Annotated in this window: 13 protein-coding genes; all 13 read right to left on the bottom strand. The window is 41.1% G+C overall.

Annotation, left to right across the window (positions count from 1 at the left end; translation table 11 throughout):
- Positions 1 to 416 precede the first annotated feature (416 nt).
- The 13 genes from RMY31_RS00580 to RMY31_RS00520 all read right to left on the bottom strand — a co-directional run bounded on the left by RMY31_RS00580 (position 417) and on the right by RMY31_RS00520 (position 14298).
- Positions 417 to 557: a hypothetical protein gene (locus RMY31_RS00580; RefSeq protein WP_322663144.1), complete on the bottom strand. Its 141-nt coding sequence runs from the start codon at positions 555 to 557 to the stop codon at positions 417 to 419.
- A gap of 349 nt (positions 558 to 906) precedes the next feature.
- The gene (locus tag RMY31_RS00575) at positions 907 to 2091 is read right to left on the bottom strand and encodes an alpha/beta hydrolase (protein WP_322663142.1); all 1185 of its coding nucleotides are present in this window, start codon (positions 2089 to 2091) and stop codon (positions 907 to 909) included.
- Positions 2092 to 2356: 265 nt separating this feature from the next.
- Complete coding sequence (locus RMY31_RS00570; protein WP_322663139.1) at positions 2357 to 3190, bottom strand: SDR family oxidoreductase; 834 nt, start codon at positions 3188 to 3190, stop codon at positions 2357 to 2359.
- 61 nt (positions 3191 to 3251) lie between these two features.
- On the bottom strand, positions 3252 to 3926 hold the full coding sequence (locus RMY31_RS00565; protein ID WP_322663137.1) for a DevA family ABC transporter ATP-binding protein: 675 nt from the start codon (positions 3924 to 3926) through the stop codon (positions 3252 to 3254).
- Between the two features lie 13 nt (positions 3927 to 3939).
- Positions 3940 to 5109 carry an ABC transporter permease DevC gene (gene devC, locus RMY31_RS00560; RefSeq protein ID WP_322663135.1) on the bottom strand — a complete coding sequence of 390 codons (1170 nt, stop codon included), beginning with the start codon at positions 5107 to 5109 and terminating at the stop codon, positions 3940 to 3942.
- A gap of 125 nt (positions 5110 to 5234) precedes the next feature.
- Positions 5235 to 6551, bottom strand: coding sequence for an ABC exporter membrane fusion protein (locus RMY31_RS00555; RefSeq protein ID WP_322663133.1), 1317 nt, complete (start codon positions 6549 to 6551; stop codon positions 5235 to 5237).
- 129 nt (positions 6552 to 6680) lie between these two features.
- Positions 6681 to 6929: a nitrate/nitrite transporter NrtS gene (gene nrtS, locus RMY31_RS00550; protein WP_322663131.1), complete on the bottom strand. Its 249-nt coding sequence runs from the start codon at positions 6927 to 6929 to the stop codon at positions 6681 to 6683.
- A 77-nt stretch (positions 6930 to 7006) separates the two neighbouring features.
- Positions 7007 to 8317 carry a CmpA/NrtA family ABC transporter substrate-binding protein gene (locus RMY31_RS00545; protein ID WP_322663129.1) on the bottom strand — a complete coding sequence of 437 codons (1311 nt, stop codon included), beginning with the start codon at positions 8315 to 8317 and terminating at the stop codon, positions 7007 to 7009.
- A 237-nt stretch (positions 8318 to 8554) separates the two neighbouring features.
- Positions 8555 to 9382: a nitrate ABC transporter ATP-binding protein gene (locus RMY31_RS00540; protein WP_322663128.1), complete on the bottom strand. Its 828-nt coding sequence runs from the start codon at positions 9380 to 9382 to the stop codon at positions 8555 to 8557.
- A 101-nt stretch (positions 9383 to 9483) separates the two neighbouring features.
- Positions 9484 to 10281 carry a nitrate ABC transporter permease gene (gene ntrB, locus RMY31_RS00535; protein WP_322663126.1) on the bottom strand — a complete coding sequence of 266 codons (798 nt, stop codon included), beginning with the start codon at positions 10279 to 10281 and terminating at the stop codon, positions 9484 to 9486.
- Between the two features lie 112 nt (positions 10282 to 10393).
- Positions 10394 to 11977: a GMC oxidoreductase gene (locus tag RMY31_RS00530; RefSeq protein WP_322663124.1), complete on the bottom strand. Its 1584-nt coding sequence runs from the start codon at positions 11975 to 11977 to the stop codon at positions 10394 to 10396.
- A gap of 89 nt (positions 11978 to 12066) precedes the next feature.
- Positions 12067 to 12309, bottom strand: a complete 243-nt coding sequence (locus RMY31_RS00525) for a hypothetical protein (RefSeq protein WP_322663122.1) — start codon at positions 12307 to 12309, stop codon at positions 12067 to 12069.
- Between the two features lie 231 nt (positions 12310 to 12540).
- Positions 12541 to 14298, bottom strand: a complete 1758-nt coding sequence (locus RMY31_RS00520; protein ID WP_322663119.1) for an NAD(P)/FAD-dependent oxidoreductase — start codon at positions 14296 to 14298, stop codon at positions 12541 to 12543.
- Positions 14299 to 14369 lie beyond the last annotated feature (71 nt).

Below are 14369 nucleotides of genomic sequence, written 5' to 3'. Positions count from 1 at the left end.
ACAGGCTTACCATACAGACCGGAAAAGAATACATCTAGCCCGTGGCTTTGTTTATCTGCTTTTGCGAGCATACTTCATCACCTGCAAGCAAATATACCTCATTAGCACGGTACAAATGTTTGCAAGACAATGCCTTTTTTTGTCCCTTTTCAACCCGTCGAACTCCAAGGAAACAGGATCGCCTAAAGAAGATTGAGGTACGAGATAAAAGCCAAGTTGTAAAACTTTTTTCTTCAAGTTATTGAGTACACGTTCATGGTATTGCTGTTCATAAGTAGGTAGACATCATTAAATGTAAGATGTCATTGCGTTCGCGTAGCGTCTCGTAGAGAGGAGGAACGAAGCAATCGCAAAGACTGGGATTGCTTCGTTCCTCGCAATGACAGAGCATATTATATTTTTTTAAGTCTATCTACTTAGGCATCAACACCAGGATCTTTGTATTCTCCACCTTGAATCCAGAGATGGTAAAAAATGCAAGCCAATTTATGAGCAGTCGCAGTAATGGCTTTCGGTGTGCCAAGGCGAACACGGAAGTGACGAAAAAAAGCGCCCAAGGCAGTTTGGCTGTTACGTAGGACATGAAGTGTCTAAATTTCTCTTGTTTCCAGGCTTTGTCATTGCATCATCAGCTGACCCATGTCTTCACAGTTGCAAAGTGCCCCAGCCTGGGTTCAGTCAGTTCAAATTCTCCTAGACGGGATAGGGAATCGCTCCCTTCACCAATAGCACAACCTTCTCACCAGAACCAAGCTCACATACGGGTCTAGTGACACCATTATTCGTGCGGTCTTAACTGCTAGAGCATCTTATAGATTAAACCCATTTACTGTCTTTATCCGCTGCTATTTTGTTTCTTTTTAGGCATAACGAATGCTGTTCTTTGGAAGCTCACGTTAATTTTTGTTAGGAAATAAGATGCGTTTCCCCTGCGCTATATCTGCCCCATATTGAGGGACAGTTAATGGCAATCCATCTGGATAAAAGCTTGTTAACCTCCTCAGCACGTTCATGCTGCATCCAATGACCCGAATCGATCTGATTAATTGTCAGGCGACGACATTTTTTTTTCATCGGGTTTATAAGATTGGTTCTTACCGTATCGTTGATGTAGTCGTAAGTACCCGCCAGGAAAAGAACTGGCATTTTGAGTATGCCATTGTTCATAGCTTCATTGGCATACACTAGATTGTTCGCATCGTTCATGTATAGAGAATTCACACCGACAAAACCAGTGCGTTGATATGCGTCAACATAGATAGCGAGATCGGATGGTGTGAGAATAGAAGTGTCCAGAGGTACATCTGGTGCTACGCGAGTAGGGCCAAACCACCCGCCTTGCAGTCGAACGAAGGCCGTCGGGAAAGGCTTGCCAGCTTGTGCTGGGTCGCCCCGACGCAATAGGATTTTAAACGTATTCTCGATATTTGCTTCAAAATCTTGCGTTGCGATATCAAAGTTCTCTTGATAAAACTTGTAGTATTCATATTGTCCATACGGGAATTGAATTTCGGGGTAAACTGTTCGGTCAATAAACTCTCTTAATCTTTCAACCCCACGTTCAAGCGTGTCATACGGAACAGTGAGAGCGACAACGCCATGACAACGGTTGGGATGATGGCTAGCGATGTTCCAAACTACGGGTGCGCCCCAATCATGCCCAACCCAGATCGCGCGATCAATGTCTAGAGAATCAACCAATTCGAGCATGTCTTGAACGATCTCGCGTTGTGCATAAGCGGAATGGGTACTGTAGAGGTTCGACTGACCGCACCCACGAAGGTCTGGCGCAACAACGCGAAAACCAAGCGACGAGAATGCCACGAGTTGATTCCGCCAAGCCCAAGAAATTTCGGGCCACCCATGAACAAAGACGATCGCCGACCTGTGTCTTCTTGGCCCAGCCTCAAGATAAAAACTCTTGTGCCGCGCTGTGCGTACATACCCTGTCCTGATGTATTGCTTCATGCGACCAAAATGCTGATTTTGGTTTTCTATTTTTTCATGGGCCTTCAGTTGCGAGTCCAGTAAGAAAGTCGCACCCATCGTTGCGAATGCGCCAGCACTCATGAGAATATTTCTGCGTTTCATTGTCTATCTCTTCAGTATTGCGGTTAAAACCCACGGATAAGACCTCATACCAATTCGTAATTCGTAATTCGTAATTCGTAATTAAGAAAGTCCCATTTAGTCTAGGTTCCTGGGTTTGGATCTGTATCATTATTTTTGGGAAATGGTATGAGCCATCCATGTATGAAAACGATGTTGCGTTATTCAATAACCCTTGTATAAACGTTGCAGTGCCACGTCTCTACGCCCAGATTCATACTTCGTGGTACTAACATTTTCAAGACATTCAACCTTTACCCAGTCCAAGATTATTGTCGCTTCGCTGATGCTTAGTCATACCGTCCATCACCCCACCCATAATCCGCACCCTCGCCCACCTAGGCAACGTGGAGAGGGAGTATATCAGTAGCTTTGACAGTCGCCCTGGCAATATTGTGGACTTGCGACCCAAGGCATTTAACGTTGGTTGAGCCACGTCCGCAGGGTTCATTGCCATCCCCATCCGCATACCAGCGCGGCTAGCGAAGCCGCTGTTTGTTGGGGCTGGGGCAGAGGCCAGGACATCAACTCCCATAGGCGCAAGTTCAACATACAGTGCCTCGGCTAACGTCTGCACGTAGGCCTTGGTTGCTGCGTAGTGGGCAGCGAAGGGCATACCCTGGAATCCCACGATGGAACTCATCAGCACCATGCCGCCGCCACCACGCTTTGCGAACCGCCGCCCAAAGTACCAACTCAACTCCAAGAGCGCACGGCAGTTAACATTGAGCATTTCTATCTCTTGTTCCAGTCGGGAATTGAGAAACGATCCCGAAGTCCCAAAACCAGCAGATGCGATTAGCAAACCGACATCCAAATTTCGGGTAGCAGCTTCTAGGGTTTCGACTCCTTTCTCCAGAGCTAAGTCTAGTCCAACAACCCGAACCTCGATACTATACTGAGTGGTGAGGTCGGTTGCCATTTGCTCCAGTACTTCTTGGCTGCGCGCGCTCAAAACGAGATTTAGTCCTGCCTCAGCCAGCTTGAGTGCCATTTCACGACCGATACCTGAGGATGCACCAGTCACGACCGCCCAAGGGCCATAGCGAGTGTATAGTCGCTTTTGCCAGCTTACGCCCATATTTAGCTCCTTTAAGTTGATTTTTCTGGAGTTTCGCGCCGGAAACTCGTCTATAGTCCAGTCATGATATTAAGCGACCATCTTCCATCTCAACAATGCGATCGGCAATATCTAAAATGCGATTGTCGTGAGTTACCAGCAAGATAGTACATCCTTGTTCTTTTGCTAAACGCTGCATGAGGTTAACAACGTCTCGACCAGTTTTTTTGTCTAATGCAGCAGTTGGTTCGTCAGCTAAAACTAACTTGGGATGACTAACTAATGCACGAGCGATCGCTATCCGTTGTTTTTGTCCGCCAGAGAGATTTTCGGGATAATAATTGATTCTTTCTTCTAGTCCCACTTCTGTAAGTATTGCTTCAGATTTAATTCTTGCTTCTTCTTTATTAACATCTTCATGTAGTTCAATCGACATTTGTACGTTTTGTCTTGCTGTCATAAATGGCAATAAATTATGAGCTTGGAAAATATAACCAATAAAACGTCGAATTTGCACCATTTGCTCTTCATTTGCACCATTTATTTCTTTATTGAAAATGTTCAGACTTCCTTGTTGAACTGACCTTAAAGCACCGATTAATGATAGTAAAGTAGTTTTTCCCGATCCCGAAGGGCCAGTCATAATCACAATTTCTCCAGGATTTATATCTAAGTTAATATCAAACAAGACTTGTTTTTTTAAATTACTATTACCAAAATAATGGTTGAGATTACGAATAGAAATTACAGATTCCATAGATATATAACCTTTAAAAAATATCAGCCGGATCTGCCGATTTTAGTTTACCTACCGCAGTTGCGCCGGAAATAAAACACATGATAATAGTTGCTAAGATGACAAACATCGCCCGATTGAATGTCATTTCCACAGGAAGAAGTGTAGCTTTTTTGGTGATTTCATACTGAAATATAGAAATTAACAAACCTGGAATATAACCTAAAATACTAATAAATAAAGCTTGTTGTAAAACCATCGATAATAAATATTTTTGTCGATATCCCATTGCCTTAAGTGTTGCATATTCAGGTAAATGTTCAGAAACATTTGTATAGAGAATTTGATATACAACTACCATCCCCACAATTAGTCCTAAACCCACTCCTAAATTAAAGATAAATCCAATAGCTGTACTACTCTGCCAATAGTTTTTCTCAAATTGGATAAACTGTTGTTTGGAGAGAACTTTAACATCTGGAGGTAAGTAATTTTCAACCTGCTTGATAAAATTTTGAATATCTGTTACTGGTTTTAATTTAATTAAGCCAACATCAATAAAACCTTTTTGACGGTTACTAAAAATTCTTAAGAAATTTACATGACTCATCATTAAATTACCATCAGAACCAAAAGATGTTCCTAACTCGAACAAACCTACTACATCAATTTTGCGATTATTACCCCTGCTATTAACTTCTGTAGTCACAGTCTTTTTCTGCTCAAAATCTGAAACAATAGGGCCAAATTCAGAGCGAGAATTGCGGTCAAATAGAACTGTATCAGGTATTTTGAGAGCTTCAATATTCTCATTAACTCCTGGCAAATTGAATATGCGATAACGTAAATCAAAACCAATTACATAGAGATTTCGCCAATAATTTCTAGTTTCAGGGTTTTTCCACTGAGCAAAGTCTAAATATATAGGAGCGACAAAATCAACTTCTGCAAACGCCAATACTTGATCTAAACGTCTTTCCGAAAATGTTTCCATAGCAATTAAAGAAGTAGAACGGGGACTGATTAAAAAACAATCTCCCTCTAATCCTTTATGCAGACGGACGGCACTATCAAATAAAGCATCGCGGATACCAAGCTGCATAAAGATAATCACAACAGCAAAAATTACTCCCGAAAGCGCAACTATCAGCCTAACTTTTTGATATCTCAGTTGTAACCAGGCTGTAGGTATTTTACTAAACATAGTATTTGATTAAAATTAAGTAGGCGTGAATTGTGATTATTTGGAGCAGTTAGGAGAGTGCAAACTTATTTTGTTTTTCTTGAAATAGTACTGTTTTTCCATATTCTTCTACTAAGATTGCTAAATTAATTACTCTTACTGGTCTGAGAATCAACTGTGTTGATGATTACATTCACTTGTAAATTAGTTAAGCTGGCAACTTGTTGACTAGATTCTGAATTTAAGCGAATTTTTACTTCTACTACTCTGGCATCTGCATCTGCAACTGGGTCAGTACCTAGGGCATTTTTAGTGCTAATCTTCCACCCAATTTCCTCGACTGTTCCTTTTAATTCCTCTATGACTCCCTGCGCTTTAATAGTTGCTATTTGATCGACGCGGACTCTAGTGATATCTGTTTCATACACTTCTGCTTTTACATACATTTGGTCAGTTTTACCTAATTCTAAAATTCCGTCACTACCAATTAGTTCGCCAGGCCAAGTATGAATTTTAATAATCCGACTATTTCGAGGCGATCGCACATAAGCTAAATCTAATTCAGCCTGCGCTTGCTGCACAGCTGCTTGCGCTGCTTCAAGTTCCGACTTGGCTAGTTGTACGTCCACCGGACGAACTTCTGCTACTGAATTAAGAGTCGCTTGTGCTTCCTTGATTTGCTTGCGATTCGTGGCTATGGTGCGATTTAAGTTGGCTTGAGCTTCCGCGATCTGCTCTTGATTTGTGCTAACAATGCGATCGAGATTTGCTTGTGCTTCCTTGAGAGTTTCTTGTGTGGTGTTCTGTTGTAAGCAAAAACTATCTCGCTGTTGAGTTGCAACCGCCCCTTGTTGATATAAGCTTTGATAGCGATCGCAATTAATCCGAGCATTTTCCAATTCAGCCTTAATGCGTTCAATAGTTGCTGTTTGAGCGCTTCTTTCCCCTGCTAACTTTGCTTTTAAGCTAGCAATAGTTGCTCTCTGGGTGGCAATTTGCCCTTCTAATTCAGCTTGAGTACGCTCAAATCTGGCATCTTGAGCGTTGATATCACCTTTTTTTGCTCCAGCTTTGACTTGCAAAAGACGAGCTTCAGCAACTTTAACTTGTGTTTGCGCTTGTTTGAGAGCTGCTTGTAAGCGATCGCGATTATCCAAAATCGCCAACACCTGTCCTGACTTGACTTGAGATCCTTGTTTAACAAGCAGTTGTTGAACTTTTGCACCTTCCATAAAAGCTGGAGCTGAGATTTTAATCACTTCTCCTTGAGGTTCTAAATATCCTGTCGCAGCCACAGCATTAGGAGTAATTACAGCAGCTTGGGAAATAACTGGAGGGCTAGAAGTTACTGACTGGAAATGTAGTACAGAGTAAGTAGTCACAGCACCAGTTACTAAAGCAGCAGTAACTAAAACACCAGTTTTTGCCCATCCTGTTGGTTTGAAAGCTAGCTGTATTTTCATGGAGCTATCCTGTAATCGAAAAAAATTTCTACGATCGCTTCAGTCTAGTGGTAGTTATACACGTTAAATAAGCATTGCGGCGGCAGATTGGCTTTGACGTTTTTCAATTCCCAGCTCTACTTATTCAATTCACATTTTTTGTAACAGTCCTTTTCTACCAATGTATTGACCGTGAATGCTAACCATATAAGGAACAATGTAAGTCAAACCTCCAGAAATCCAACGCTCAGATGTCATGTGACCAGTCAAAAGTGCCCAAGCATGATTGATTGCGAACAGAAGAGATCCGATAAATAGCGCTACTTTAAAAGCAGTTGGCATCAACTGACGATCGAATAAACTCGATAGATATTCTCTTACAAAGTTCCTATGCCTCATTCTGTAACTTTCCTTGAAATGAAGATATCACAATCATGGAGTTGCATTTATTGACATAATGTTGTGTTGTGGAGAATTTATCCAACTTTTCTGATGGTAGGAGCATTTAAATAAGCTTGAGGATTTTCCGGATCGAATTCCAAACCATTAAAAAATTTCTCTACACCTCGTGATGTACTTGGTGGAATTGCTTTTTCCTGACCAATTAATTTTGCTGCTTCCCGCCATAAATCTTCACGATTGACAGCATCAATTAAAGGTTTAGTTTCAAATTCTGGTGAGCGATGTCCCCAGCGCATATCCTCAATTAGAAACCATAAGTCATGACTTTTGTAGGGGTAGGAAGCACTGTCACGCCAGAATTTAATCGCATGAGGACTGTTTTCTACCACCCGCCCGTTTCCATAATCAATCTTGCCCAGTAAGCGATCGCGAATTACATCGATTTTTACTCCCATCCATTGGCGCTGTGAGAGAATCTGGAACATTTCTTCCTTATTTTCAGGGCGATCGCACCACATTTGAGCTTCCAAGACTGCTGCGAGCATTGCTTTAGCCGCCTTGGGATGCTTATCTACCCACTCACCACGCATTACCAGCGCTTTTTCCGGGTGATTGTTCCACAATTCTCCAGTAGTTACAGTTGAGTATCCAAACCCCTTTTGCAGCAGTCGTTGATGCCAAGGATCTACACAAGAGAAGGCATCCATGCTTCCTGCCCGCATGTTAGCCACCATTTGCGGAGGTGGCATTGTAACCAAGGATAAATCTCTACTGGGATCGATACCACCGTAAGCTAGCCACCAACGCATGAAAAAGTCCCCTGTACATCTGGGAAAAGGAACAGCACAACGCACAGTTTCTCCAGCCAGAGCCTTCTGCTTAAATATTGATTTGAGAGCAGAGCTATCCAAATTAAGGTTTAACTCTTTATAAGCATTGGCAAGTGAAATTCCTTGTCCATTCACATTCAAGCGAGCCAAGATATACATCGGAATTTTCCGACGATAGCTAATCTCTCCCGTGGCAATCAGGTATGCCATATTAAAGAGTAAATGAGCGCCATCCAAGCCACCATCAGGCGAGCCTAACATCAGTTTGTCTCTTTGCACAGCCCAAGAAGGTTGCTTATTTACCTGGATATCAGGCATACCATACTTAGCAAAAAAGCCCTTGGCTTTGGCAATGATTAAAGGAGAACAGCTGGTCACGGCGATGAAGCCAAGTGTAGCTTTTTGTACTTCCGGAGTATCGCTTTCACCAGCATATACACCCGATTTTAATTGGGCAAAAGTAGAGCCAGAAGTAGAGCGATGGTTTACGGTTTGAGTTAATAAAGCTGCTGCACTCGTTGTTAACAGAAATCTGCGTCTGGAAAACTTTGTCATATCGATTCACCTCTGGAAAGTGAATAAAACAACCACAATATATCTACTTGATTTACCAAAGAAACTTTGATGGATTAGTCATCTACAAAAATTAAGTTTTCACCTAGACAGGAGCAGAGTTTGAAATTATTTTTCGGAGATACCTATTAAATAAAAAACCACAGAAGATGCAGAGTGATAAAAGTGAAGAATGAGTCTCAAAATTGGTTTACCGCTCAAAGTTCCTGTGGCAAAATATTAAACGGCTTTGGGTAAAGTTTTGACAATTTGACTTTCTATATACTTAACTTGCTGCTGATGATGCAGAAATTGCATGAGTTCATGGTGTAGGTGATGGTAGTTACTACTATCCATAATCTCTATCGGGAGTCGAGGATACGGAAATGGCACTGCTAAAATTTGCTCAATGGTAGCACCAGGACCGTTGTTCAACATCACTACACGATTGGAAAGCAACAGTGCTTCATTCACATCATGAGTAACCATCATCGTAGTAATATTGTTTGTACTACAGATATACATCAATTCAGCTTGCAAATTACTACGGGTGAGTGCATCCAATGCTCCAAACGGTTCATCTAACAATAGCAACTTAGGCTTAATAGCTAAGGCACGGGCTAACGCCACTCGTTGCTTCATCCCCCCAGAAAGTTGTGTGGGTTTCTTGTGAATGGCATCTTTGAGTCCGACCATTTCCAGGGTATGGGCAATCAATTGATGGCGTTCTTTCTTGGATTTATGGCGCATGACTTTATTAACAGCTAAGGCAACATTATCCCAAGTACTTAACCAAGGTAAGAGGGAATAATTCTGAAACACCATCATCCGGTCTGAACCAGGTCTAAGTATCAGTTGACCATCAATTTGCACATAGCCTTGTGTTGGTTTATCTAATCCAGCTACGATATTGAGTAAAGTAGACTTACCACAACCTGAATGACCAATTAGGGAAACAAATTCTCCCGGTCTGATTTCCAAATCTATGTTTGTGAGGACAAGATTTTTACTACCATTGGATAGTTGAAATTCCTTGGTTACCCCTCTAATTTCCACAAAACTAGACATAGTTTACGATCCTTACTGTTATAATTTGAATATTTTTCTCTGCAATAAAGTTAAGCTGTTGTGCCGATCTGCCCAATAAAAAAATTAAAAATCTAACAAACTTACTCTTGTGGAGTTAATTTGAAGGATAAATAACCCATCATCTTATCTAGAAGCAAACCTACTCCACCTAAGTAAATAATTGCCAAGATGATTTCACTAATGTTTGAGTTGTTGTAAGCATCTACAATGAAAAAACCAATTCCATCATCAGAAAGCAACATCTCAGCTGCAACAACAGCTAACCAAGATAAACCAAGCCCAATTCTTAATCCTGTGAAAATGTAAGGAAGGGTGGCAGGTAATTGAATTTTCAGAAAGTTCTCAAAAGTTGTTAGTCCTAAAATTCTGGAGACATTCGTGTAATCTCTAGGAATCAGTTGCACGCCCAAAGCAGTGTTAAGGATAATCGGCCAAATTGCCGTGATGAAGATGACAAATATGGCAGAAGGATCTGGTTTTAGGAAGATAGCTTGAGCTAAAGGAAGCCAAGCCAGAGGCGCGACAGGACGCAAAATTTGAATAATGGGGTCGATCGCGTCTTTAGTAAATTTATTGAGACTAATGATAAAACCAATAGAAATGCCTACGATTGCAGCTAGGGAATAGCCAAAAGCCACTCGTTCTAGGCTAGCAAGAATCAGCCAGAAGAATCCTTTGTTATTACCTCCTTTGTTAAAAAAGGGATCGATAATTAAACCCCAAGTATCGGTTGTCACCTGAAATGGAGAAGGCAGTGATGTTTGAGGATTTAAGCTGAGTAAATGCCATACAATCAACATGACTGCAATACCAACAACAGGTGCAATAATTGACTGAAACTGCCGATGAAAAATTAATTTTTTAGTGTTGACGAACATTGAGGCATATCCTCTCATTTTTGACGTTTTTGCGCTGATGTCCTGCATCAATCCCGATACTAACTCACCTTTTCAGGCGATCGCTAATTCTGTTGTCCACTTGCAGGAATGTTTACCACCTGCGGTAATGTTTACCTATGTCATTGAGAAAGCGATCCATACTGCGTTCGGCTAAAGCCGCTATAGTGAGTGAGGGATTGGCGCAGGCTGAAGAGGCTGGAATCAGAGAACCATCAACAATAAATAAGTTACGATAACCGTAAACTTGCCCATAGGTGTCGCATACTTGTCCAATGACTGCACCGCCCAGGGGGTGACCTGTGGAACTAAAGTCAGGTGGCCCGGCCAAACTTGTACCGTTTGCTTGATTAATCAGTTGATATGTATATTGAATAGCCTTAGCCAGTTTTTGATTGTTAGGGGAGGTAGAAGGCCAAAATAGATCCGTTGACTTAGTCGAAGCATTGTAAGTAAAGTAACCCTCTGGCTTTGTGATTCCTTGACCGAGAATAATCGCAGCACCTTGTGGTACTGAGGGAATAGGAAATGGTTCGAGTAGTACTGGTGCAATGGGATTATTCAAATGCTCGATGGCTACCACTCCTGGAGTTCCAAAAGTCGGATTAGTTTGTTTGTTGCTAATCACGGTAGTCACTGAATCGGCATTAGTTCCCCATCCGAACCCAATTTGATTACTGAGGCGGGGTAAAGTCCGTTCTTCCCTAGCACGCACCAATAACTCTGTAGTGCCAATTGAACCGGCAGCTAAAAACAAGTACCGACAAATAAAATGCTTTTGGGCAAGTACTTCTCCTTGCTCGTTAATTTGATTGCAAACAACCTGGTAGAGCTTATCTCTGAATTCGCTGATTTCAGTCACGACGTGCAAAGGTCGGATTTCGACGTAACCCGTTTTCTCTGCCATTTTCAGATAGTTGCGGTCTACGCTGTTTTTTGCACCACTTTCAGCACCGTAGTAATATTGACCTGAAATAATTGAAGGTTTCTTTTTACCTGTGATTTCTTGCCGAACAATATCCCAATCAAAAGCGATCGGAATTTTTCGGGTTTTTAAACCTGCTTTGGCTGCTTGTTCTAGAAAAATGCGGCTGGATAAGTAGTAAGGAGTTTGAAGAATATCATCTGGAATGGGAGTTGCCTTCAGGATGGAGCGTACTCGTGGATAATAGATAGAATCCAGTTCAGAATACCTGATTGAACGTGGAAAAACCTCGTAAAACAACCTTTCTGTCGGCTGAGAGGTGATACCGCCGTATACAAGTGAAGTCCCGCCAACACCAGCTCCATTCAACGCACCAATACTATTTCCTACTCCCAACTTCCCACTCAGAATGCCAGTGTAAATGTCGATAGGAGTGCCAGCATTAAAGAACAAGGCCGTTGGACTTAAAAAAGCCGCGCGACCATCAACCTTGTCGTAGGGGCTAAAAGTATTGCCAGCGTCAGTGATTGTCCATCGTCGGCCGCGCTCCAATACAATAGTTTCAATTCCGGCCTCACCCAAGCGCAATGATGCTACCCCTCCACCAAAACCACTACCAATAACGAGTGCTTCAATGTATTCATTAGACCCATGAAACTTATGAGCCTGCGCTCTCAGGTTAGATAAACCTATGCTGGCAGCCGCACCTATCGTACCTTGAATAAACTGACGACGCTTCAGCAACTGGGTCATATTCTATTTCCTCTAATTTTTATCCACAAAGTCACGAGAGTACTCTTTCTCATTGATTACAGGCATTAATTGGGTATATTTTGTATCTATTATGTTGCAAGGTTGCGATCGCAGTTAGCAGTAGCCAAGCGTTGCTGATTTATCTTTTGCAGACGCTGCAATAGCAATTCAACTTCTGCTGCTAGACGTAGAAACTTAACTTGCTGCTCGACTTTGTATGGTATTTTTTTTAACCCGTTCCAGTGTGAATTAGAGATCGATGTTATATCAACGTCACTCATCGACTGGAGATTATCCACTAAAGTTTGGTAACGGGATACACTAGATGACATGAAAGACTCAATACTGTGGTGGGTGTTTGAGGATGTTGAGCAATTACACACAATTTGACAGCAGAGACATGGGATTATATTCTTGAAGCCCTGCGTATAGCCGGAATTTTATAAAATGCTAGCAGAGTCAAATTTACTATTTCTCAAACATCCTCAGAGAACTACATTATTCCAAACGCTGTAGAAAATGTCGCATTTAGATAAATCTAGAAGTATCTAGATTTCCATACCTTAAAACCAAGGTTGTAGTTGAGGCTTATATTGGTAATTTTTAAAGTCTTGCCTCATTTGATTAATGAAGGTGTTATCTGGAAGAGTACGAGTTTTAAACAAATAAATTTGTTCGCCCATTCCAACATATATATACAACGCGAATAATTGCAATACTCGGAATATGCAGCGTGGAGATAGGACACCTAAAATTCCAAATCCTTTGAGGCGTAGTTTTAGATAATAAAAAATCAGGAAGAAGAAAGTTGCTTTCATCCCTGCAAACACATTACAACGCAGAGCCTCAAACTTTGTATTTGGTAGAAAATCATCAAAGGTTTTGGTAGGGGCATAATTCCAAAACAATTGATCGGCTCGTGTATAATCTATAACGCCAATATTAATCTGTCTCTCAACCAGTTGGTCAAATAGCTGATATAGTTCAGTAAAAATACTATTTTTACCAAAGAAGATAAAATCAGCAATTTTTTGGTACTGCGAAACAAAATCAAAATCCAAAAACCACTTACCTATATACATGGGAACTAATATGCCAAACCAGAACATATTTTCCATGTAAATTCGCCAACTCATCACACTGGCATCTCCCAAATGCTTATCATGTTTCTGATAAATTTGGTTATATGTGCGAGCATTTGTCAGCAAAAAACGATTGTAAAATTCTTGCTTTTTCTCAACATCAGGTTCGCCAGCAAGTTTGCCACAAATGATTTCCGTGGTACTTTCAATTGCCAAAGCTGTTAGGGTTAAGCCAGGAGAATAAAAAGGATCGAACATGTGAGCTGCGTCACCTAACACATACCAATTATCTTTGGAGATAATTTGCTTACTGTTATGTGCCAATCTTGGTAAGTGATTAAAATCAACCAGTTCGCCACTTTCAATCAGATTAGAGACAACAGTATGGTTAGCTTTTAAGAAATTAGTGAACTTCTCTAAAGTATTTATCTCCTGGCTAGGAATGACATTTTTATGATAAACAATTCCAATCGATAACTCTTTGTCATGTTTGTCGATAGGAATCATCCAAATCCAATGACCGTGACCAAACCAGTGATGAGTAGCATAGTAACGGCTAGCTGCGGAAGTTGCGGGATGATAGCCATTGTCAATAATGCTGCGGTCTATATTCTTCACCCGCAGCCACGCAGAACCAGTATTAATTCCATAAAGCTGTTCGGGGTCGAAGATTAAATTATCAGTTTTTTTACCAATAATAAAGCGACGACCGGCAGCATCAACCAGATGCTTGGCCTTCAGTTCAATTTGATTTTTCTCAAGTTTAACCTGAACTGTATGCAGTTCATCTTTGGGTGTTAATTCTACATCTACAACTCGACCATTGTAGAAAATTGCCCCCATTTCTCGATTCATTTGGAGTAAATCTTGCTCCAATTTCGCTCTGTTTAATTGAAATGTATCAATAGCAACAGTACGATTTCCAACATGATAATAGTCATCTATATTCTGGGTTTGATTGGGATTTTTTGCCCAATGAAAATTCAATCCATGTTTAGGGGAATGATTCTCAATCAGATATTCATGCAGACCCAATTCTTTGCTTAAGAAAGTTGCACCAATTTCTACAGTAGACTCACCCACTTTTAAATCTTTTGTAGTCCTTTCTGGAGAACGAGGATCGATGATTGCTATCTTGATACTGGGATTTTTTAGTAATAGGTGTCTAGCTTGACAGTTACCTGCAAAACCGGCTCCCATAATCACGACATCATAAACTAATTCTTCAGTAGAGTTCATGAACTGTTTCTCCTTTTTATTGTACAAATTCTAGGGGCTGCTGTCTGATGAGAACCAGACAGCAAATATTT

Source organism: Dendronalium sp. ChiSLP03b, assembly GCF_034531165.2.
Lineage (GTDB): Bacteria > Cyanobacteriota > Cyanobacteriia > Cyanobacteriales > Nostocaceae > Dendronalium > Dendronalium minutum.
Note: the sequence above shows the minus strand (reverse complement) of the source record. Positions and strands in the feature narration are given on the sequence as shown.